The sequence below is a fragment of the Leptospira kemamanensis genome (genome assembly GCF_004769665.1).
GTDB lineage: Bacteria > Spirochaetota > Leptospiria > Leptospirales > Leptospiraceae > Leptospira_A > Leptospira_A kemamanensis.
In genome coordinates this window covers 255,890-276,891 of the sequence record NZ_RQGG01000013.1, presented here as the reverse complement: position 1 = coordinate 276,891, position 21,002 = coordinate 255,890, and the positions used below count along the sequence as shown (strand labels likewise).

General features: G+C 39.9%; 23 protein-coding genes. 22 read left to right on the top strand and 1 reads right to left on the bottom strand.

Features of this window, described 5'->3' with window-relative positions; all coding sequences use genetic code 11:
- Positions 1-41: 41 nt before the first annotated feature.
- Positions 42-713: an LIC11631 family protein gene (locus EHQ59_RS05970; protein ID WP_135618367.1), complete on the top strand. Its 672-nt coding sequence runs from the start codon at positions 42-44 to the stop codon at positions 711-713.
- Here the strand turns inward: EHQ59_RS05970 and EHQ59_RS05965 are convergent.
- Complete coding sequence (locus tag EHQ59_RS05965; RefSeq protein ID WP_341867139.1) at positions 697-1,248, bottom strand: LON peptidase substrate-binding domain-containing protein; 552 nt, start codon at positions 1,246-1,248, stop codon at positions 697-699. The genes EHQ59_RS05970 and EHQ59_RS05965 overlap by 17 nt on opposite strands.
- A 111-nt stretch (positions 1,249-1,359) precedes the next feature.
- Here EHQ59_RS05965 and rfaE1 point away from each other — a divergent pair, with 111 nt between their 5' ends.
- From rfaE1 to trmD, 21 genes are all read left to right on the top strand, one after another.
- Complete coding sequence (gene rfaE1, locus EHQ59_RS05960) at positions 1,360-2,379, top strand: D-glycero-beta-D-manno-heptose-7-phosphate kinase (RefSeq protein ID WP_425270122.1); 1,020 nt, start codon at positions 1,360-1,362, stop codon at positions 2,377-2,379.
- Entirely contained in the window at positions 2,376-2,864 is a 489-nt protein-coding gene (gene rfaE2, locus EHQ59_RS05955) for a D-glycero-beta-D-manno-heptose 1-phosphate adenylyltransferase (RefSeq protein WP_135618364.1), read from the top strand. Before rfaE1 ends, rfaE2 begins: the two co-directional genes overlap by 4 nt.
- Positions 2,865-2,927: 63 nt before the next feature.
- On the top strand, positions 2,928-4,550 hold the full coding sequence (locus EHQ59_RS05950; RefSeq protein WP_135618363.1) for a CTP synthase: 1,623 nt from the start codon (positions 2,928-2,930) through the stop codon (positions 4,548-4,550).
- Position 4,551: 1 nt separating this feature from the next.
- Positions 4,552-5,397 carry a 3-deoxy-8-phosphooctulonate synthase gene (kdsA, locus tag EHQ59_RS05945; RefSeq protein ID WP_135618361.1) on the top strand — a complete coding sequence of 282 codons (846 nt, stop codon included), beginning with the start codon at positions 4,552-4,554 and terminating at the stop codon, positions 5,395-5,397.
- A gap of 13 nt (positions 5,398-5,410) precedes the next feature.
- The gene (gene lptC, locus EHQ59_RS05940; RefSeq protein WP_135618360.1) at positions 5,411-5,956 is read left to right on the top strand and encodes an LPS export ABC transporter periplasmic protein LptC; all 546 of its coding nucleotides are present in this window, start codon (positions 5,411-5,413) and stop codon (positions 5,954-5,956) included.
- Complete coding sequence (locus EHQ59_RS05935; protein WP_135618358.1) at positions 5,953-7,290, top strand: LptA/OstA family protein; 1,338 nt, start codon at positions 5,953-5,955, stop codon at positions 7,288-7,290. Before lptC ends, EHQ59_RS05935 begins: the two co-directional genes overlap by 4 nt.
- 49 nt (positions 7,291-7,339) lie before the next feature.
- On the top strand, positions 7,340-8,047 hold the full coding sequence (lptB, locus tag EHQ59_RS05930) for an LPS export ABC transporter ATP-binding protein (protein ID WP_039927891.1): 708 nt from the start codon (positions 7,340-7,342) through the stop codon (positions 8,045-8,047).
- Positions 8,048-9,469 carry an RNA polymerase factor sigma-54 gene (rpoN, locus tag EHQ59_RS05925; protein WP_135618356.1) on the top strand — a complete coding sequence of 474 codons (1,422 nt, stop codon included), beginning with the start codon at positions 8,048-8,050 and terminating at the stop codon, positions 9,467-9,469.
- A gap of 3 nt (positions 9,470-9,472) precedes the next feature.
- The gene (gene hprK, locus EHQ59_RS05920; protein ID WP_135618354.1) at positions 9,473-10,441 is read left to right on the top strand and encodes an HPr(Ser) kinase/phosphatase; all 969 of its coding nucleotides are present in this window, start codon (positions 9,473-9,475) and stop codon (positions 10,439-10,441) included.
- Positions 10,416-10,691 carry an HPr family phosphocarrier protein gene (locus tag EHQ59_RS05915; protein WP_135618352.1) on the top strand — a complete coding sequence of 92 codons (276 nt, stop codon included), beginning with the start codon at positions 10,416-10,418 and terminating at the stop codon, positions 10,689-10,691. Before hprK ends, EHQ59_RS05915 begins: the two co-directional genes overlap by 26 nt.
- A complete protein-coding gene (locus EHQ59_RS05910; protein ID WP_135618350.1) occupies positions 10,681-12,504 on the top strand; it encodes an LIC_11548 family sensor histidine kinase in 1,824 nt (607 codons plus the stop codon). The genes EHQ59_RS05915 and EHQ59_RS05910 overlap by 11 nt, the downstream gene beginning before the upstream one ends.
- The gene (locus EHQ59_RS05905) at positions 12,504-13,856 is read left to right on the top strand and encodes a sigma-54-dependent transcriptional regulator (protein WP_135618349.1); all 1,353 of its coding nucleotides are present in this window, start codon (positions 12,504-12,506) and stop codon (positions 13,854-13,856) included. Before EHQ59_RS05910 ends, EHQ59_RS05905 begins: the two co-directional genes overlap by 1 nt.
- 1 nt (position 13,857) lies before the next feature.
- Complete coding sequence (locus tag EHQ59_RS05900; protein ID WP_135618347.1) at positions 13,858-14,676, top strand: hypothetical protein; 819 nt, start codon at positions 13,858-13,860, stop codon at positions 14,674-14,676.
- A 1-nt stretch (position 14,677) separates the two neighbouring features.
- Entirely contained in the window at positions 14,678-16,630 is a 1,953-nt protein-coding gene (gene priA / locus EHQ59_RS05895) for a replication restart helicase PriA (protein ID WP_135618345.1), read from the top strand.
- Positions 16,631-16,639: 9 nt separating this feature from the next.
- Positions 16,640-17,608: a methionyl-tRNA formyltransferase gene (fmt, locus tag EHQ59_RS05890; RefSeq protein WP_135618344.1), complete on the top strand. Its 969-nt coding sequence runs from the start codon at positions 16,640-16,642 to the stop codon at positions 17,606-17,608.
- Positions 17,605-18,624: a PASTA domain-containing protein gene (locus tag EHQ59_RS05885; RefSeq protein ID WP_135618342.1), complete on the top strand. Its 1,020-nt coding sequence runs from the start codon at positions 17,605-17,607 to the stop codon at positions 18,622-18,624. Before fmt ends, EHQ59_RS05885 begins: the two co-directional genes overlap by 4 nt.
- A 1-nt stretch (position 18,625) precedes the next feature.
- Positions 18,626-19,288 (top strand): ribulose-phosphate 3-epimerase, encoded by a 663-nt coding sequence (gene rpe, locus EHQ59_RS05880; protein ID WP_135618341.1) that lies wholly within the window; start codon positions 18,626-18,628, stop codon positions 19,286-19,288.
- A gap of 47 nt (positions 19,289-19,335) precedes the next feature.
- Positions 19,336-19,593 carry a 30S ribosomal protein S16 gene (rpsP, locus tag EHQ59_RS05875; protein ID WP_015675939.1) on the top strand — a complete coding sequence of 86 codons (258 nt, stop codon included), beginning with the start codon at positions 19,336-19,338 and terminating at the stop codon, positions 19,591-19,593.
- Between the two features lie 7 nt (positions 19,594-19,600).
- Entirely contained in the window at positions 19,601-19,831 is a 231-nt protein-coding gene (locus EHQ59_RS05870; protein ID WP_012388646.1) for a KH domain-containing protein, read from the top strand.
- Complete coding sequence (gene rimM / locus EHQ59_RS05865; protein ID WP_244245408.1) at positions 19,821-20,357, top strand: ribosome maturation factor RimM; 537 nt, start codon at positions 19,821-19,823, stop codon at positions 20,355-20,357. Before EHQ59_RS05870 ends, rimM begins: the two co-directional genes overlap by 11 nt.
- Positions 20,347-21,000, top strand: coding sequence for a tRNA (guanosine(37)-N1)-methyltransferase TrmD (gene trmD, locus EHQ59_RS05860; protein ID WP_135618339.1), 654 nt, complete (start codon positions 20,347-20,349; stop codon positions 20,998-21,000). Before rimM ends, trmD begins: the two co-directional genes overlap by 11 nt.
- Positions 21,001-21,002: the final 2 nt, after the last annotated feature.

Genomic DNA, 21,002 nt, shown 5'->3' with positions numbered 1-21,002 from the left:
ATATTCTCTTCTCTTTTCCCATTTCCGTCGATACTTTTAATGTGAATCGTTTAGATGGATCCTTTGTTTCTTCCCCGGCTGGTGTATTTTATCCCTACCAACACCAAGATTTTTATGCCATGGATTCCTTGTTTTTATCTCCCCTCAAAGAAGAGGAAATTTGGGACTTCCAATCCATCACACAAATCCAGTTAGGATTTTTAGGTTTTTTAACCTTACGCGGATACTTACGAGAACAATTACAATTGCCTAAACTAAAAGTGAGAGGGCTTTCTAAACACTGGCGTTCTTACTTAGCAAAAGAAAATTTTTTAGGAAAACAAATCCCTTGGGAGACCTTAGATTTTATTCCAAACTTGGTTGGTGAAAATCCAAGTCCCAAAACCAGTTTTGGAAAAAAAGGTCATTGGGAAGTTGAATTTCATTTTGAAAGAATAGATGGTGACTACACTTCTTTATTTTTTGTGGCATCAGGCAAACAATCGGAAGGTGATGTGGCGATCAGTGATTTGATGAAAGACTTTTTGTTGTATTCACAAGCCAATCATTATTTGGATCGAGCATACATTAGAAAAGAAAACTCAAGTTATCTTTACTTAAATGCAAAAGATTCTAATCCACGTGTGTTTTATCGAGAAAACAATTCAGAATTTCCTGCGTTTCTATTTTTAGTAGCCGAGTTAAAAAACAAATCGATCATTCACCCAAATTAAGACCCATTAATACTTGTTTGAGTAGGTCTGCTTTTGTTTCCAAATGAGTGGTTTCTAAAATCCTTTGTTTGGTTTTGAAATCAAAGTAGATGAGAGAAGCAATAAAATCTACAGGGAAAGGGTGCCCCAAAATTTGGTTCATTTTGAGAATTAGATCTTCTTCTGCACCTTCTGCAAGTAAGATCCGTTTGGTGAGAACAAGTAGTTCTTCGATTTTTTCTTTTAAATCAGGGGACACATTTTTGTTTCGTTCATGGTCTCTTTTGGAAACTTGTGCGATATAAAATGGTTCGGTGGAGGCGAGACTTACAATTTCCGCTGTCCCAAGTCCTTCTAAGATGATATTGGATCTGCCATCTGGTAGTGCTTCCTTTTGGATGATGTGTCCAAAACCCACAACTTCTGGGATCGGTGGTAAACCACTGCCAGTCCATCCTTTGGGGTAAGGTGCCATTCCCATCTCCCCACCATTTTCCAAACAAAAATCTAATAACATCCGATACCGTGGCTCAAAGATGTGTAAGGGCAAAAACATACCTGGAAACAGAAATACATCTGGTAAAGGAAAGAGAGGTAAGGGGAAGGTTGACACAGAGAAAGGTTTTAGATTCCATGTTTAGTTGTAAACCAATTCAAGGATTCGGCTTTGTTGAAAATTAAAAAATCTTCTCTCAAACAATCATTTGCTAAACTTTCAGAAACCAAAGTGCTCGTGATCGGGGATTTGATTTTAGATGAGTATTTAATTGGTTCAGTGGAACGGATTTCCCCAGAAGCCCCAGTGCCTGTGGTTTGGGTACGAAACGAAAAACAAACTTTAGGTGGATCCGGGAATGTCGTACAAAATCTCACTTCCATCGGTGTGAATGGCATCGTGTTTGGTAGGATTGGTTTAGACAAAGCTGGTGAAAATTTAGAATCGATTTTACTTTCCAATTCGGTAAACAAAGAAGATTTGGTTTTACTTAAATCCAAAACAATTCCCACCATTCTCAAAACACGTATCATCGCCTCTCACCAACAAGTGTGTCGTGTGGACAGAGAAGAAATTGTTCCTTTAACCAAAGAGGAAGAAGCTGAAATTCTGAAACAATTACAAGTGAAAATCAAAGATGCCTCTGCTGTGATTTTGTCTGACTATGATAAAGGGTATTTAACACCATCTCTGATCCAGTCTATCATCACTGTTTGTAATGCCGAAAAAAAAATTGTGACAGTCGACCCACAAGTGAGTCATTTTTTCTTATACCAAAATATTCATATCATGACACCGAATCACCACGAAGCGGGAAAGGCCTTGGGAAAAAAACTGAGTTCGGATGCAGAAATCGAAACTGCCTGTCGTGAAATTTCAGAAAAACTCACACCTGATGCCATGATGATCACAAGGGGTGAAAAAGGGATGTCCATTTATGAACGTAAAACCGACCTGTTTTATCATATCCCAACAGTTGCCAAAGAAGTGTTTGATGTGACAGGAGCGGGGGATACTGTGATAACCACCTATACTGCGTTTGTTGCCACAGGTATGAGTATTAGAGATGCGGCACTTGTATCCAATGTGAGTGCAGGGATTGTTGTGGGTAAATTGGGTGCAGCGACAGTGACTCAATCAGAAATTGAAGAAGCCCTACGAAATCTTGGATATTTGGATGAAACCACATGAGTTTTTTTAGTGATCTAAGCCATAAAATCATTCCCTATGAAACCATAGAGAGCAAACGAAAGAGTCTCGAAGGCAAAAAAATTGTATTTACCAATGGTTGTTTTGACATCTTACATCCAGGTCATGTTTCTTATTTGGCACAAGCACGTGATTTAGGAGACCTTCTTTGGATTGGTGTGAACTCAGATGCGAGCGTTAGGCGACTGAAAGGGGAATCTCGTCCTATTAATTCCTGTGAAGATCGAATGATGGTTCTTGCCGCATTGTCCTCGGTTGATTTTGTTTCCAGTTTTTCGGAAGACACTCCCCTTGAGATTTTAAAAAAAGTAAAACCATCCATCCATTCCAAGGGTGGGGATTACCAAGTGGAAACCCTCCCAGAATACCAAATTTTAAAAGAGATGGGAGCGGATATTCAAATTTTGCCCTTTGTCTCGGGAAAATCCACAACGAAGATTTTAGAAAAAGCGAAATCTCCCTCCTAAACGTATTGATTTTGGACCCAAATCCCGACAGTCTGTAAAAAACATTCTTTTTTGAGGTCCAGTTTGTCCAAGACCAGATATATATTCATTACCGGTGGTGTTTCTTCTTCTCTAGGGAAAGGGGTCACTGTTGCCGCTCTCGGTTGTTTACTCGAAGCGAGAGGTTATACCGTCTCTTTACAAAAAATGGATCCTTATATCAATATTGACCCAGGTACTATGAGTCCGTACCAACATGGGGAAGTTTACGTCACCGAAGATGGTGCCGAAACAGATTTGGATTTAGGTTACTACGAACGATTTACCAAATCCAAGTTCTCACGAAAAAATTCAGTATCCACTGGTCAAATTTATCATGCTGTCATAGAGAGAGAAAGGAAAGGGGATTATCTTGGAAGAACGGTGCAAGTGGTTCCCCACATCACCAATGAAATCCGAAATCGGATCTACAACCTAACACGAGACCAAGAGACAGACTTTGTGATCGTGGAGATTGGTGGAACGGTTGGTGACATTGAATCCATTCCATTTTTGGAAGCAATTCGTCAGATGCGTTACGAACATGGAAGTAACCAAGTATTGTTTCTTCACCTAACGCTCGTCCCAACGATTACAGCTGCCGGGGAAGCAAAAACCAAACCAACCCAACACTCTGTGAAAGAATTACTTGCTCTTGGAATCCAACCAGATGTTTTGATTTGCCGTATCAATAAACCAATGTCAAAAGAGATGAAAAATAAAATTTCTCTTTTTTGTAACGTAAAAGAACAAAACGTGATTTCTGCTGTTGATATCACTACTTCTATTTATGAAATCCCTCTCATGTACAGAGAAGATAAATTAGATGAAGTGGTTTTAAATGCTCTTGGTATGGACTTACGAAAACTCAATTTTTCCCAATGGGAAAATATGGTTAAAAAAATTCGTAATACGAAAAAGACCGTAAAAGTTGCGTTAATTGGAAAATATATCTCCTTACAAGATGCGTATCGTTCTGTATATGAGTCCTTGGCTCATGGTGGAATTGCCAATGATGTGGAAGTGGAAGTTGTCAAAATCAATCCGGAAGATATAGATGCAAAAAACATCAAAGAACTTTTGAAAGGTGTTCATGGGGTTCTTGTTCCAGGTGGGTTTGGAGAACGAGGCATCGAAGGAAAAATTGCCGCCATCCAATATGCTAGAACCAAACAAATTCCGTTTTTTGGAATTTGTTTGGGAATGCAATGTGCCGTGATTGAATTTGCTCGCCATGTGCTTGGTTATAAAGATGCCAATTCTACAGAATTCAAACCCAATGTCGAATTCCCTGTGATTTCCATGATTGAAGAACAGAAAGAAATCGAACGCATGGGTGGAACGATGCGACTTGGCGCTTATCCTTGTGTTGTAAAAAAAGGTACACTGGCCCATTCGGAATACAAAGCAGATCGCATCTCCGAACGTCATAGACATCGATTTGAATTCACATTACGTTTCAAAGATGATTTTGAGAAAAAAGGAATGAATTTATCTGGATTTTCACCTGATGGAAGTTTGGTGGAAATTGTAGAGATACCAAACCATCCTTGGTTTATGGGAGTGCAGTTCCATCCGGAATTCCAATCCAAACCAACCGATCCCCATCCACTCTTTGCTGGTTTTATCAAAGCCGCTTCGAAACTAGCTAAAAAATCGGAGGAATAAGATGTACGATTTAATTGAAGAAAGAGAATTTTTTGGAAAAAAAATCGGAGGCCGTAATCCGTTTTTTTTGATTTCAGGACCTTGCGTGATGGAGAACAAAGATTTACTCGATCGCGTTTGTGGTGAGATGAAAGCCATCTGTGACGAGTTAGGGATTGTTTATATTTTTAAGTCTTCCTTTGACAAAGCCAATCGTTCTTCGATCAATTCCTATCGTGGGCCAGGCCTCGACGAAGGTCGTAAACTCCTTGATTTTATCAAAAACAAATACAATGTCCCAGTGCTCACGGACATCCATGAAACAATCCAAGTAGATCCTTTAAAAGATACGGTTGATATTTTCCAAATTCCAGCGTTCTTAAGCCGCCAAACGGATTTGATCGCTAAGGCAGCAGAAACTGGAAAATGGGTGAATGTCAAAAAGGGTCAGTTTATGGCACCTGACGACACAAGGCATATTAAAACAAAAATCCAAGAATCAGGATCTGAAAAATACATGGTCACAGAAAGGGGTGCCAGTTTCGGATATGGGAATCTTGTGTTTGATCTTCGTGGGATTCCGATGATGCACAAACATGGTATCCCGATTGTATTTGATGGAACACATTCGGCACAACTTCCAGGAGCCGCGGGTAACATAACAGGTGGTCTACGAGAGTTCATCCCTCATATGATGCGTGGTGCGGTTTCTGTAGGTGTGGAAGGTCTCTTTATGGAAGTTCATCCTGATCCAGAAAAGGCTTTGTCCGACGCCACAACCCAATTCCCTTTAGCCAAAGCCAAAACACTACTCACCCAACTTTTGGAGTTGGACCGATTGGTGAAAACAAATTTCTTAGAGTCATAAAAACAAACTTTCTATGAAAACGAAGGTATGGACATTGTGTTTGCTTTTGGGATTCTCCACTTGTAAAGACAAGGAATACCTTCGGATTGAAGTGGAAAAAGAATCTGGATCCATGGTTTCGATGCGTCAATTTAGCCGTTCTTCCTACAAAGAAACAGGTGAGTTGGAATGGAAACTAAAGGGTGATGAATCGTATATTTTTCCGAAAGAAAACAAAACCATTGTTTATGGATTTGAGTTCAATCAATTTGAAAAAGGGAAAGTGACTTCGATGATGACGGGCAATCGGGGAGAAATCAATCACCAAACAAAAACCGTAATCTTAGAAGGGAAAGTGCGTTTGAAAACAAACGATGGTAAGTTTATCGAATCGGAAGCACTGACTTATAATTTAGAAGACAAAACATTGTTTTCGGAAGCTGATGTTGTTGTGTATTCTGATGGAACAACGATACGAGGAAAAGGACTACGAGCCGATAAAAGTTTGAATAAATTTACCATCATCCAACCTAAGGCAATCACGGTTGGGGGAACAAACCCCTTAAAGGATAAACCATGAAATTAATCCATGGGTATTTGTGTTTCCTTTGTTTTGTGAGTCTCAGTTTTGCTTCCCCCATTCCCATTTTATATGGAACCGAAGACTTTTTGAAAAAAGAGGATACTCTTCCTTTCATCGAAACCAAAAAAGAAAAAAAAGATAAGATACCAATCGTTTGGGGTGGAAGTAGTCTCACACAAGAAGAACGAGTGATCAGTGGATTTCCGGTAAAGGTATTTATCCTTGGTGGTGGTGCCTACATCATGCATAAAACCATCAAACTCAGTGCTCGGGAAATTGAAATCATTGGGGAAGAAGCATTACTTGGAAATTTAAAAGGCCAGGTGATTGTAGAAGACTTTCAAAATGGAGTGACTCTGACTGCCACTCGAGGTGTTTACGATAAGATGGCAGGAACGGTAAGTTTAGAAAACCAACCTGTTCTCACTCAAAAAAAAGACGGTAAAATCGTTAAAATCAAATGCCAATCCATTGTTCGTAATTTAGAAGAAGCAAAAACATCACTCGCAGGTAAGGTTGTGGTTACCTCCGATGAATTCCAAGTTTTCGGCGAAGATGCATTGTTTAGTGAAAAAGAAGACCGAATCGATTTAAAAGGGGAACCCTTTTTGTTTTCGGAATCACGTTTTCTCATAGGCCAAACTCTTTCTTATTTTGTAAAAGAAGGAAGCATTCAATTGGATGGTGATGCGACCATATACCAAGTCAGTTACGAAAACAAAAAAGACAAAGAAAAAGAAGTGGTGTCCAAAGAAAGAGTGCTTACTTTATTTTCAGGAAAAACTCTCACACATACGAACCGAGGCAAAGAAACTGTGACAGCAATGAAAGGGGATGCCAACATGTTTCGAAATAACGCAGAATTTAAAGCAGATCTTTTGGAAAGTCGAAAGAATAATAAAGAAATCAAAGCAACAGGCAATGTTAGTTATTTAGATAAAGAGAATGGATATCGTATGGAAGGAGGGCTTTTATTTTATGATAAAGAAAAAGGATACTCCTATCTTTCCGAAAGTCCCAAAATTGTATTTCTAAACAAAAAAGATTTGGTGGAACGGGGTCAACTGACCTCTGTGTTTTTGGAACGTTTTGACGAACGCAATGAAACAGTGGCTCGCGGTGATGTCCAAGTGGAAACACAATCCGCGAAAGCCACTGGTGAGTTTGCTACCTATTATGAAAAAAAAGATGAACTTGTTTTGGAAGGGAATCCCACTCTTGTGAGAGATGCAACAAAGGTCTCTGCTGGAAAAATCATACTGTATCCAAAATCGGACAAAGCCTTATTAACAGATGGGCTAAAGGTAATCCCGAATGGTGAAAAAAAGTAAACTTCCTGTGAAAAAAAAGGAATTTGATCCGAATGTAAAAACATTTCGGATGGAGAATTTGGTTAAGATCTATAACAAACGTAAGGTTGTGGATGGAGTCAGTTTTTATATTAAAAAAGGGGAAATTGTTGGGCTTTTAGGACCCAATGGTGCTGGCAAAACCACTAGTTTTTATATGAGTGTTGGTTTTGTGACTCCCGACGAAGGCCATGTTTATATTGATAACGAAGACCTTACCAAAGCTCCCATGCACATACGCGCTAGAATGGGAGTTGGGTATCTTGCTCAAGAAGCCAGTATCTTTCGTAAACTCACTGTTGCCGAAAACTTGGAAGCGATTTTAGAAACCATGAATTTGCCTGGAGACGAAATCATTCGCCGAAGGGATGAACTTTTAATGGAATTACAGATCATGCGAGTGGCAAACCAAAAGGGATATACTCTTTCTGGTGGAGAGAGACGAAGATGTGAAATTGCACGTGCACTTGTGACCAATCCCGACTTTATCTTGTTAGATGAACCGTTTGCAGGGGTTGACCCGATTGCCGTCAAAGACATTCAAAATGTAATCCAATCTTTAAAAGAACGAGGGCTTGGGATTTTAATCACGGACCACAACGTAAGAGAAACATTAAAAATCACCGACCGCGCATACATTATGTATAGTGGAAGGATATTGATTTCTGGTACTGCAGATGATCTCATCAATGACCCAGAAACACGTCGTATTTATTTAGGTGAGGATTTTAAACTCTAAATGAAACTTGGGGCTTCACTTTCACAACGCCAAACACAAAAGCTGGTGATGACCCAGGACTTACGTCAGTCCATTGAATTATTATCCCTTTCTACTTTAGAACTTTCGGATAAAATCCAAAACGAATTATTGGAAAACCCACTTTTAGATGAGTTGGGTATAGATGAAAAAACGAAAATGCCTGAGCTCTTTTCCGTTGATGAAGTCAAACGTTTGGAAAAACTCAATCACGAAAAAAGTACTGATGTCAATTGGCAAGATAGTTATTCTTTGGAAGGGCCAAGAACATATGATTCCGAAGCAAGTGATAGAAATCAAAAATACATAGAATCTTCGACAAGAGGGGAAACCTTAGAAGAACACCTTTTGAACCAATTACGTTTGATCAAACTTACCAAATTGGAGTTTGAAATTGGAGAAGTTCTCATTAGTATGATTGATGAGAAAGGGTTTATCGCAGACGACTTGTCTTTGCTTTGCCAAGAGATGGGGTTTCCGGAACCAAAACTGCGCAGGGTTTTGCAAGTCATCCATGAATTGGATCCCATCGGAATTGGTGCTAAGGATATGCAAGAAACCTTACTCATCCAAGCACGTATTTTGTTTCCAGACAACACCATCTTACACCAATTAATTGGTGAATTCTTGTCTGATTTAGAGAAAGTAGATTATAAAAAAATCGCAAAAAATTTAAAAATTACAGAAGAAGAAATTCTAAGTTTCGCAAGATTGATCAAAAAATTAGAACCCTATCCTGCCACCACTTACCAAGGTCGAAAAATTGACTATGTGGTCGCTGATGTGGTTGTGAAAGAAGTAGGTAACGAATTTAACATTTTTATTAATGATGAGTGGTTGCCCAAGTTAACCATCCAAGAAGAATACAAAGAACTCCTAAACCACAAACTTCCTCCCAAAGAAAAGGAATACTTCCAAACCAAATATAGTTCTGCGCAGTGGCTCATTAGGTCCATCCAACAACGTAGGCAAACCTTACAAAGAGTAGTGAGTTGTATCATTGATTTCCAAGTGGATTTTTTCCGGGGTGGGATTGGGTTTATCAAACCTCTCACGCTAAAGGAAGTGGCTGAAAAACTTGGATTACATGAATCTACCATTTCTCGGATCACAACGAATAAATACATCCAAACTACATGGGGCATTTTTGAACTCAAATGGTTCTTTTCTTCTGGTGTGAAGTCAGCAGAAGGGGGAAAAGAGAGTTCCAAAAAAATTCATGAGATCATTCGGAATTTGGTCAAAGAAGAGGATGAAAACAATCCTTTGTCCGACCAAGACATTGTGGAACTAATGGAGAAAAAAGGTATTGAAATTGCCCGTAGAACAGTGGCAAAATACCGAAAGGTTTTGCGAATCCTACCTTCCAACGAAAGAAAACGAATGAGTTCACTCAAGGGGTAAAGAATGCCAGTTCCAGGAATCACAGTGGAGACCATTCTCCGAGATCACGAAGACTTACAACTGGTTCTGATTACAGGGGAAGCAGGTCTTTCCAATCGAATCAATAGTGCTGAGATCAATCGACCTGGACTCTCCCTCACTGGATTTTTTGATTTTTTTGCCAATGATCGCATTCAAATTTTAGGCAAAGGGGAGTGGGCCTATCTCAATTCTCTATCCGAAGACAAACTGGGTGAGATCACTGACAAGTTTTTCGAATTCCATCTCAATTGTATTATTTATACCCATGGCAACGAACCTCAAATTCCTTTTGTAGAGAGAGCCAAAGAAAAAGGCATACCTCTTTTCAAAACAGAAATTGCCACACACAGGTTCATCACGTTAATCTCTCAAATTTTAGACCGGGCTCTCGCTCCCAGAACCATGCGTCATGGAGTACTCATCGAAGTCTTTGGAATTGGAACCTTACTCACAGGTCGGTCGGGTGTAGGGAAAAGTGAAACAGCACTTGAGCTCATTGAACGTGGGCATCGTCTTGTGGCAGACGATATGGTAGAGATTCGTCGCTTAAGTGAAAGTTATTTGATTGGATCTTGTTCCGATTTACTTCGCCACCATATGGAAATTCGAGGACTTGGAATTCTCAATATCAAAGATTTGTTTGGTGTTGGTTCTGTCAGAGATCACAAACTCATCGAACTCATTATCAACTTAAAAGAATGGGAAGAACAAACCTCTGGTGATTATGAACGGACAGGCATTGAACAAAGTATGGAAGAAATTTTGGGTGTGTCTGTTCCCTTTATTGAAATTCCAGTGAAACCAGGACGTAATATTCCTATCATTGTCGAAACAGCAGCCATGAACCAAAGACTTCGTAAAATGGGCAAAAATAGCGCCAAAGAATTTTCGAATAAACTCAATACCTATATACAGCAGAGCACCATTGAAACAAATCCAATTAAAGATTAGAGAAGATAGCACAGGTCTTCACGCAAGACCAGCCTCTTTGTTTGTAAAAGTCGCAGCGAGTTTCCCCTGCGAAATTTTTGTCAAAAAAGATGATATCGAAGTGAATGGAAAATCGATTATGGGGCTTATGATGTTAGCACTTGGTCCAGGCACTGTTTTTTCTGTAATTGCGGATGGAAAAAATGAAGAGGAGGCACTACAAGCGTTAGAGACTTTAGTTCTTCAGAATTTTGAAACGAATGCCAAGTAGACTCTTACGATTTTTACCGAATTTATCCGATGAAAATCGGTATTATTTACGCGATATATTTATCTTTTTTTTAACCTTAGCCATCTCAGTCGGATTTTCAGAACTTGTATTTTTTAGAGAAGAAGAAGACATTTCTTTTTATTCAAAATTAGATACCTATGTTTTCATTCTAATTCCATTTTTCATTTTATCCCTCATCCTAAGTTATGTTTATCGGAACAGGCGAAACAGGGAAACGGGAAAAATCAGAAGTTCGATTCGTTATCGACTTACACTTGCTTTTTTGTTTGTAGCTCTTGTTCCCTCTCTTCCCATCTTTATTTTGTCTTCGAATCTAACTGGCAAACTCATAGAAGGATTTTACCGAGTTGATATTTCCAATGCATTACGTTCCGCGAGTAGTTTTGTTTCTTCCATCGAAAAGGAAAACGAAACTCCCTTTTTGGAGATTGTCACTCGATTTCGAACTCTACTCGTAAAGGGGCAATCCGATAGTTTCACGATATTCCAACAGGGAATCAAAAATGGACTGTTTGAAAAAAATGAATTTTATTTGGGATATATCGAAAAAGAGAAAGTTCAGTTTGAATCCAAAAATTTATACCGTAATCTTTCTTCCTTAGAATACCTGGAGTCGAAAGAAAAAGGAATTTATATAAGTCGCTATTATGCCGCTGACAAAGCGTATATGGTCGCAAAATTTTCCCTGGAAGGGGAAAGGACTGTGATCATTGCCGAAAGAATCCACAGAGGATTCGAATCTGATGTTTTGAATATCATCAATGCCACTTCTACGTATGAAAAAGTCAGTTTGTGGAAAGAAAAAATACCATTTAGTGTTCGTATGACAATCGCTAGTTTTTCATTCGCCATGTTTCTCATTGCGATTCTTTTTTCCTTTTTCTTTGCCAGAAGAATTTCAAAACCCATCATCAATTTGGCTAACGCTACTAAAAAAGTTTCACTCGGTGAATCAGACATTCGTTTAGAAAAAACGGAAGAAGGTGAGATGGGAATTCTCATTGATAGTTTTAACCAGATGGTGAGCGACTTAAAAGCAAAATCAGATGAGCTTATGCACACCCAAAGGATTGCTGCTTGGAAAGAAGTGGCACAACGAATGGCTCATGAAATTAAAAATCCACTCACACCGATCCAACTTTCAGCCCAAAGAATCCAAAGGAAATTCCAAAATCCTAAAAAAGAGAATTTGGAATCGGTGATTTTTGATGCCACTGAAACCATCATTGGCCAGGTAAGAGTTTTAGAACACCTAGTGAAAGAATTTAGTGAATTTGCAAGAATGCCAGTTCCTGTTCTCATCAACCAACACATCAATCCTATTTTGGAAGAAGCGGTTCTTCTATTTCGAGGAACTTCAGATATTGAATTTGAGCTGAAACTTGCACAAAACCTACCGGAAGTATTTCTCGACAAACGATTGTTTCTTGGTGTTGTAAATAATCTGATTAAAAACGCTGTAGAAGCGATTTTATCACAAGAAAATTCCAAAGAAGAATTGGATATATTGGAAACAAAACGGAAAAAAATCCGAGTGATGTCTAAATTACAGAAGAAAGCTCTTCGTAGAAGTATTGTCATCGAAATAGACGATTCGGGTCCTGGACTGAAAGAGGAATGGAAGGAAAAAATATTTGAACCTTATTTTTCTACCAAGGAAAAACATGGATCTGGGATCGGACTTGCGATTGTCCAAAAAACAATTATCGACCACCATGGACATATCTCGGTGGAGAACTCGAAGTTAGGTGGATGTAAGTTTCGTATCGAACTTCCTTTGGAACTTTCATAATGCAAAAATTGATCTATATCTTAGATGATGAAAAGGAAATCCGAAAGTCCCTACGTGTGATTTTGGAAGATGAGGAATATTCCGTTGAGGATTTTTCCAACGGTAAATCTCTTTTAAAAGCATTATCAAAGGAAAGGCCTTCTCTTGTTTTACTAGATGTATGGGTTGGAAAAGAAGATGGATTACAAATCCTAGGAGAATGTAAAAAACTCTACCCAAGTCTGCCAATTGTGATGATCTCAGGCCACGGAACCATAGAACTTGCGGTCAATGCCACAAAAAAAGGGGCAGTGGATTTTTTAGAAAAACCTTTATCGATTGAAAAGGTGATCCAAACAATTGAATCGTCCATTGAAAAAACAAAAGACCATGAGATTCCCAAATTCCAATTGGAAGTGGATGAAATTTTAGGTGAGTCTCCTTCCATTACCCGAGTGAAGTTTGCGGTTTACCAAGCCGCTGAAACCAATGCACGTGTGTTTATTTATGGTGAAAATGGAACGGGGAAAGAACTCACTGCCAGATCCATCCATCAAAATTCCAAACGAAAAGGGGAGCCTTACATAGAATGTAATTGTGCTTCCTTACCCGAAGAGAGTTTGGAACAAGAGTTATTCGGGACTGAACTTCTATCTCCAACAGAATCAACCGATGTGAAAATCGGAAAATGGGAACAAGCGCAGAATGGAACCCTATTTTTAGATGAAGTCTGTGATCTCAGTTTATCTCTCCAATCCAAAGTATTAAAAGCAATTCTTGATCAAAAGATCGAACGAGTGGGTGGAAAAGAATCCATTCCAGTGGATGTAAGAATTATTGCTGCCACCAATTCCAATGTGGAAGAAGCCATCCGGGAAGGAAAATTCCGAGAAGATTTATTTTATGCCTTAAATGTAATTCCGCTCGACTTACCACCGTTACGGGAAAGAAACCAAGACATTCCACTTCTTGCTGATTATTATTTAAAAAAATCCATTTCAGAAAACCAACTTCCTTCCAAAACCATAGACAGAGAAGGGTTAGAGACACTCACTTCTCATTTTTGGCCAGGCAATGTAAGGGAACTTGCCAATATCATTGAACGATTGAGTATCTTAGTCCCAGGTGATACCATCCGAGCGAAAGATGTCAAAGAAGCTTTGCACGGTTTCAAAAAAGCAAATGAAATGGTAGCAAGAGGTGATTTAAAACATGCGAAAGAAGAATTTGAACGCCAATACATCATCAAAACCTTACAAATTTGTGAAGGCAATGTGACCCGCACATCGAAGGCACTTGGGATCGAACGTACACACTTGTACAGAAAGTTACGTTCTCTCAATATTTCCGTGGACCAACTGATTGAGGGATAATATGGACCAAAAAACAATTTTAGAAACATTTACCGATATCTTAAAAGAAACAAAATTCCTCATCCAAAATCAAGCGGTCTCTATCTTTCGTTTCCAGGACGAACAAGATCCAAATGATTATGTGTTTCCTTGGAAATCAAAAGTTCCGGAATCTATAGAGAATCAGAAAAAACAACAAAAGGAAAACCAACGTAACAATCGAGATCTGGTCAATTTTTCCTGCACATTATGCCAAGGAAAACTGAGTGGAGTGAGACAGTTTTTACACAAAGGTCGTAAACCCATTTTGGTTTTACACTACTCTGGAGCAACCACGGCCAAAGAAAAACCATTCACGAAAACAAGGCCCAATCAAATTTTTAAAGATAAGTTAACGGAGGTAAGTTGGGATTCAATTATTAAAACAGTTTTTGGATTTTCCTATGAAGAATTTTATTACGAAGAATACCCTGCTTGTACGTTTTCTCATACAGATTCCAAAGAATCAGATTGGAATACACGATTGGAAAATTGTAAAGTCCATGTGAAAGAAACCGTTGAGGAATTTGGGATCAAAGCCATTGTGATTTTGGGATCATCTGCCAGGTTACTCTTTGGAGCCGAAAAAGCAAAAGAACAATTGGGCAAAGTCATCGAATGGGATTTAGAGGGAAAAAAAATTCCCTTACTCACAACCAGGTCACCTGAAGCCCTCGTGTTTCTTGGAGAAAAAGCCAAAAAAGCAGATTCCGAAACAAACTTATTTCAATATGGAAAAGAAAAACAAGACTTAGAGGAAAGTTTTATCTCTCACCTTTCGATTCTAAAACCATACTTATAAAATGATCCAATATGCAGAAATTGCACTCAATCTATCCTGGGAAAGTAAAACCTTAACTTACGAAGTTCCAGGGGAAATGACTGGTTTAAAACCAGGAATACGAGTCCTTGTTCCTCTGAATGGAAAGGAATGGGATGGAGTTGTGACCGAGCTCCATAGGAACGAACCAAATTACGAAACCTTATCCATTCTCAAACAAATTGACACCGAACCTGTGCTCACAACAGAACAAATGGATCTGGCCAATTGGATGGCGGATCATTATTTGTCATCTCTTGGAGAAGCGTTGTTTCTCATGGTGCCCAAAGGCAAAAAAAGAAAAATTCTAGAGCCAAAAGAACTTACCATCCAAAGCCAACTTTTACTTCCGTTAAATGAGGCACAAAGAAAAGCGTTCCAGGAAATCAAGTCGCAAAATTCTTTCAACACACATCTGTTATATGGAATCACTGGGAGTGGAAAAACTGAAGTTTATCTGCATTTGATGCGAGATATTTTAGAATCACCCAAAGGAACCGTGATTTTTCTTGTTCCCGAAATTTCTTTGACCTATCCTACGATTGCAAGGATTGAAAAAATATTTCCAGGCCAAGTTGCCGTATTACATTCCCATTTAAGGAACTCTGAAAAATTCCAAAACTACTTGGATCTAAAAGAAGGGAAAAAAAGAATTTGTATTGGAACGCGTTCTGCAATCTTTGCACCTGTTTCTGACTTACGACTTGTCATTATGGACGAGGAACATGACGGGTCTTATAAAGAAAACGGATCTCCCCGTTACCACGCCCGCCAAGTAGCCTTACAACGAATTCAAAAATCGAATGGAAAACTCCTTCTTGGATCAGCTACACCAAGTGTGGAATTATACTACCTGGCCAAGTCGGGTCAAATTGGGTTTTCTAAGTTAGAACATAGAGCAAGTCCCCTGGCAAAACTTCCCCATGTGGAAATGGCAGAAAAAGGAGATGATAAAAATCTCATTGTGGGTGACTTACAATTTAAAATTGCAGACCGACTGAAAAAAAAAGAACAAATCATTTTACTACTCAATCGTCGTGGTTATAATCCTTTTATCTTTTCACCTAACACAAAGGAGTTTGTCCATTGTCCCAAGTGTACGGCAACTCTTTGTTACCATTCCGACCAAACCGTGCGATGCCATTTATGTGGTTACAAATCCAATTTTCGCAATTTAAAACAAATGATGGGGGAAGATTTAGAACTCTTTGGTGCCGGGACACAAAAACTCGAAGAGTATTTACTTTCCCATTTCCCACAAGCAAGGATTGAACGGCTCGACCAAGATAGTTCCAAAAATAAAGATGTGACCCGTTCGGTACTTGAAAAATTAGGAGAAGGGGAACTTGATATCCTCACGGGGACTCAGATGATTGCTAAAGGTTTAGATTATGCGAATGTTACTTTAGTGGGAATCCTTAACGCCAATCATGGGTTAGGTGTTCCAGACTTTCGCAGTAGCGAAAGAACTTATGCTCTCGTTTCTCAGGTCGCAGGCCGTGCGGGACGTGGGGAAAAACCGGGAGAAGTCATCATCCAATCCAATGACCCCGATCACCCAGTGCTCAAAATGGCAAAGGAACAAAACTACCCCGCTTTTTTTGAGTGGGAATTGGAATTTCGGAAGGATTTATTTTATCCACCTTTTGCAAGGCTTGCAAGACTTGTCTTTCGTTCCAAATATGAAGAGGTGGCAAACAAACAGTCCGTTTTGTATGGTGAGCTCTTAAAAGAAAAAAAAGACGATTCGGTCATTCTATTAGGACCTACTCAATGTCCTTTTTATAAAATTGATAATAATTTTCGGTATCATATTTTGCTAAAAAGCAAATCCATTACGGCACTTCGTACCCTGTTAAAAGAAACAAAACAAAACTTCAAAGTAGATCACAAATGTTACATCGAGTATGATTTGGATCCTTTGGAACTTGTATAAGGAAAACATATGAAACTCTCCATTGGATATTTTGGTTCCCCAGAACATTCTAAAGAATTATTACGAATGATTCTCGATGCGGGAATCCAGGTGGATTTTGTGGTGACAAACGTCGACAAACCCGTGGGCAGAAAACAAATCATCACTCCCACGCCAGTGAAAATGCTTGCAGAAGAAAAAGGAATTCCTGTGATCCAATCACCTCGCCTTCGCACGGATGAAGAGGCACAAAAACAAATTCTTTCTTACCGGTCTCCCGTGCATGTGGTCTATGCCTATGGATCCATTGTGCCAGACCTTGTGTTTTTAGATCCCAAATGGGGGAGTATCAACCTACATGGAAGTCTCCTTCCCAAATACAGAGGTGCCTCGCCCGTACAAAGTGCTCTTCTCCATGGAGAAGAAGTCACAGGGTTTACCATCCAATATTTGGCAAAAGAAGTGGATTCGGGGGATATCATTTCCCAAAAGTCTTGGAAGATCCCAAACGAGGAAACGACAGGTTCGCTTTTACAAAAGATCACATCTCTCGGGGGAGAAGAACTCATCCAACTCTTAAAAACTGTGGAGTCTACTGGTGAACGCTTGCCAGGAACCCCTCAGAATGCAAAAGATGCCACTCATTGCCAAAAAATCACGGCAAACCAAAGACCCGTTCTTTGGACGAAATCGGCAAACGAGATCCACAACCAAATCCGTGCTCTCTACCCAGACCCACTGGCTACGACCGAATTTCGGGGAAAAAAACTCATCCTTGTGACTTCCTTTTTACCCGAAGCGAGTCTTGAACCCATTCCTGTTCCCGAAGGAACAAAACCAGGTTCCTTTTTTCTTCACCAGAAAAAAAGGCTTTTCTGTCTCTGTGGAGACGGAAACCTGCTTGGTATAGATACCTTACAACCCGAAGGGAAAAAACCCATGAAGGGATTTGAATTTTTTAATGGGGCGCGGGTTTTGGCCGGAGAATCATTTACGTGAAAGAAAAGTTTCTTAAAATTTTACCTTACAGTGGTTATGTTCTATTTGTTTCCTTAGGACTTTTAGTATTTTTTGTCGCTGCCTTCCTGGTTGTTGTGGTTCGTACCAAAGAAGAACAAAAGGTCATGATGCCTTATGTGATTGGAAAAAACTACATTGAAGTGCATAACGAACTCCAACGTTTGCAACTCAAAGTGCGTTTGGAATCGGAACGAATCCCGGAAAAAACAGATGGGATCATCTTAAGCCAATCCATTGATGCGGGAAAAGAAGTAGAAGCTGGATCCAAATTGTATCTTACCGTCAACATTGGATTTGATCGAGTCACAATCCCAGATGTCAAAGGCCAAGACTTAAAACGTGCCAAAGCAATTCTAGAAAAGGTGTTATCTGGCGAAGTCTACGTTCCCTTACAAATTGGTGGGATCACATACGTTCCTGCTGTAGGAGACGAACCCGCTGACACCATCATTGACCAAATCCCAGCTCCGGGAAAAGAAACCCATTCCGGCGAAAAAATTTACCTTCTCGTAACAGAAGCGAGTTCAGATAAAAAATCCAACCAAAGTCTAAAAGATGGTTCGGATGAATCCAAGTTAGTTGGAACTCCTGTTCCGTTTGCCGTAGACTATCTGCAAAGAAAAAAAATTCCTTATCGAATCAAACAAGCCACAAAACCCGAGTTTCGTGATGGGCATGGACTTGTTTCCTCTTATGAATTAAAACCGACAGGTGCCGAAATTGGAGCTTTTTATCTAGAACCATCAGCGTCTCTTGTACAGGATTATGAATTTTTAGAATACGAAATTGACGACGATGATGTCTATTCGGCTAAGGTAAGTTATACGAAGCCTGGCGAAGATGTGGAAATCGAAAAGGAAATTCTAACAAGCCAATCTCTTAAAGAAGATGAAATGGTTCGTTTGGTCATCCATCGTTTCGTAAATACAAAAGTCACACTCGTGGGAAAAGAAACGGGTGTTGCTAAAGTTTGGAAATTAAAAGGAACATATTAAGATGAAAATTTCTGCATCCATTCTTGCCGCGAAACTCACTGGTCTTTCCCAGGAACTTCCTACTTACAAACAGGAAAATATTGATCTCATCCACATTGATGTGATGGATGGGAATTTTGTGCCTCAGATTTCCTTTGGGGAAGCCTTTACCAAAGAAGTGAAATCTCACACAGACATCCCACTCGACGTCCACCTGATGGTGAGTAACCCCGAACTCCATGTTCCGAAATACTTTGATCTAAAGCCTTATTGCATTACCTTCCATATTGAAACGACAAATTTCTCTGTGCGACTTGCCGAAGAGATCCGAAAGGCGGGAATCAAAGTGGGTGTTTCCTTAAATCCCCAAACGCCACCCGAATCCATCTCGCAAATTTTGCCTTATCTAGATCTCGTGCTTCTTATGACAGTGGATCCTGGGTTTTATGGACAATCCTTTGTGAAATCCGGATTTGAGAAAATCGCTGCGGTACGAAAACTCACAAAACCATACAATATCGAACTGGAAGTGGATGGGGGAGTGAACGAATCCAATATGGAAGAACTCGCAAAACTGGGTGTGGACATCACGGTTGTGGGCTCTGGGCTCTACAAAACGGGTGATCCGAATGCTCAGGGCAAAAAATTGAAGGAACTAGCTGCAAGTGCAAGAACTCGCTCTTGACAGAACGTCCATATTTAAAAAACTCGCTAGAAAAGGGGTATTTTTCCTTGGTTAAATTAAGATTACAAAGAACGGGAACAAAAGCAGACCCGCACTATCGCATTGTTGCAGCAGACATTCGCGCTCCACGAGATGGAAAATTCATCGAAGCGATTGGTCACTTTCACCCAACTGCTTCTGCTGTGAAAAAAGCAACTTTCAACGAAGAAAAAACTCTTTCTTGGTTAAAAAAAGGCGCACAACCAACTGACACGGTTCTTGCTCTTTTGAAAAAAGACGACGTTTGGTCAAAATTCAAAGGTTAGTCTGTAAATGGATTCCTTAGTTCGTTATATCGTGACATCTCTCGTTGACCAACCTGACCAGGTCGCTGTCAACCAAGTACCCGGAGAGGAAGAAACTGTGATCGAACTTCGGGTGGCTCCTAAAGACCTCGGTAAGGTGATCGGAAAAAACGGAAGGATTGCAAAATCTCTTCGTACGGTGCTACAAGCCGCGGGAACCAAACAAGGCAAAAACTATACTTTAGAAATTGTCGACTAAACCAAGTTTAGTGAAAGTGGGGGTCTTTGGATCCTCACATGGAATCAAAGGGTTCATCAAAGTTTTCACAGATGGGGAAACACTGAGTTCCCTAAAAGCTCCTACCACCTGTACTGTCAGGGATCCACTTGGCAATACCACAACGATAGCGATTGAATCCATCAAATCGAACGGAAATCATTTTCTCGTAAAGATCAAAGGGTATGACACACCAGAGACGGTTGTGAAGTATCGTGGTTTCTCAATTCTTTGGAAGAAGGAAGAACTTCCAAAACCACAGGATGGGGAAGTGTATACAGAAGACCTGATTGGTCTCAGAATCATTTCCAAAGAAACCAAAACACCACTCGGTTACAAAGTCACTGACGTCATCGATAACCCGGCTCATCCCATTTTAGAATGTAAACCCACCTCAGGCGAAGGAGAAACCATCCTGGTTCCCTTTCTCAATCGATTTGTGGGAGATTGGAATTTAGAAACAAAAACACTTGAGATGATCGAATGGGAGCAGTGGATTGCGCTTTAATTTCATCACACTGTTTCCGGAAAAGATCACTTCTTATTTTGATACTGGAATTCCTGGTAAAGCCGTCAAACAAGGCGTTGTGGAAATCAATACCGTCCATCTCCGAGACTTTGCCGACAACAAACACCAAAAGGTAGACGATACCATTTACGGTGGTGGACCAGGCATGTTATTGCAAGTGGGACCCATTTATCGTGCCCTAGAATCCCTGGGTGAGAAAAAAGGAAAGGTCATTTTACTCAGCCCCTCGGGGGAACTTTTTAACCAAACCCTGGCTCGTGAAATTTTTGAATCTTCTGATACCTTTACCTTGATTTCCGGGTATTATGAAGGCGTCGACCATCGTGTCACGGAGCATTTAATTGACAGGGAAGTGGCCATTGGAAACTATGTTATTTCATCGGGGGATTTAGCTGCTCTCGTTGTGGCAGATTGCCTGTCTCGGTTTGTACCGGGGTTTTTGGGGAAGGAAGAAAGTCTTCTCGAAGAATCACACAACGAAACGGAAGAATTAGAATACCCCCAGTATACAAAACCCTATGATTTTATGGGTTGGACTGTTCCTGACGTGCTCCTCGGTGGACATCATGAAGAGATCCGGAAATGGCGGCAAAAAAACCGCAAAACAAGAAATCATTCTTAGAG

Coding starts and splice junctions, on each gene's coding strand:
- rpoN (WP_135618356.1), top strand. CDS start 8,048: ATGAAACTTGGGGCTTCACTTTCACAACGCCAAACACAAAAGCTGGTG.
- EHQ59_RS05870 (WP_012388646.1), top strand. CDS start 19,601: ATGGATTCCTTAGTTCGTTATATCGTGACATCTCTCGTTGACCAACCT.
- rpe (WP_135618341.1), top strand. CDS start 18,626: ATGAAAATTTCTGCATCCATTCTTGCCGCGAAACTCACTGGTCTTTCC.
- kdsA (WP_135618361.1), top strand. CDS start 4,552: ATGTACGATTTAATTGAAGAAAGAGAATTTTTTGGAAAAAAAATCGGA.
- EHQ59_RS05900 (WP_135618347.1), top strand. CDS start 13,858: ATGGACCAAAAAACAATTTTAGAAACATTTACCGATATCTTAAAAGAA.
- EHQ59_RS05905 (WP_135618349.1), top strand. CDS start 12,504: ATGCAAAAATTGATCTATATCTTAGATGATGAAAAGGAAATCCGAAAG.
- lptB (WP_039927891.1), top strand. CDS start 7,340: ATGGAGAATTTGGTTAAGATCTATAACAAACGTAAGGTTGTGGATGGA.
- EHQ59_RS05910 (WP_135618350.1), top strand. CDS start 10,681: ATGCCAAGTAGACTCTTACGATTTTTACCGAATTTATCCGATGAAAAT.
- priA (WP_135618345.1), top strand. CDS start 14,678: ATGATCCAATATGCAGAAATTGCACTCAATCTATCCTGGGAAAGTAAA.
- lptC (WP_135618360.1), top strand. CDS start 5,411: ATGAAAACGAAGGTATGGACATTGTGTTTGCTTTTGGGATTCTCCACT.
- rfaE2 (WP_135618364.1), top strand. CDS start 2,376: ATGAGTTTTTTTAGTGATCTAAGCCATAAAATCATTCCCTATGAAACC.
- fmt (WP_135618344.1), top strand. CDS start 16,640: ATGAAACTCTCCATTGGATATTTTGGTTCCCCAGAACATTCTAAAGAA.
- hprK (WP_135618354.1), top strand. CDS start 9,473: ATGCCAGTTCCAGGAATCACAGTGGAGACCATTCTCCGAGATCACGAA.
- EHQ59_RS05965 (WP_341867139.1), bottom strand. CDS start 1,248: ATGTTTTTGCCCTTACACATCTTTGAGCCACGGTATCGGATGTTATTA.
- EHQ59_RS05935 (WP_135618358.1), top strand. CDS start 5,953: ATGAAATTAATCCATGGGTATTTGTGTTTCCTTTGTTTTGTGAGTCTC.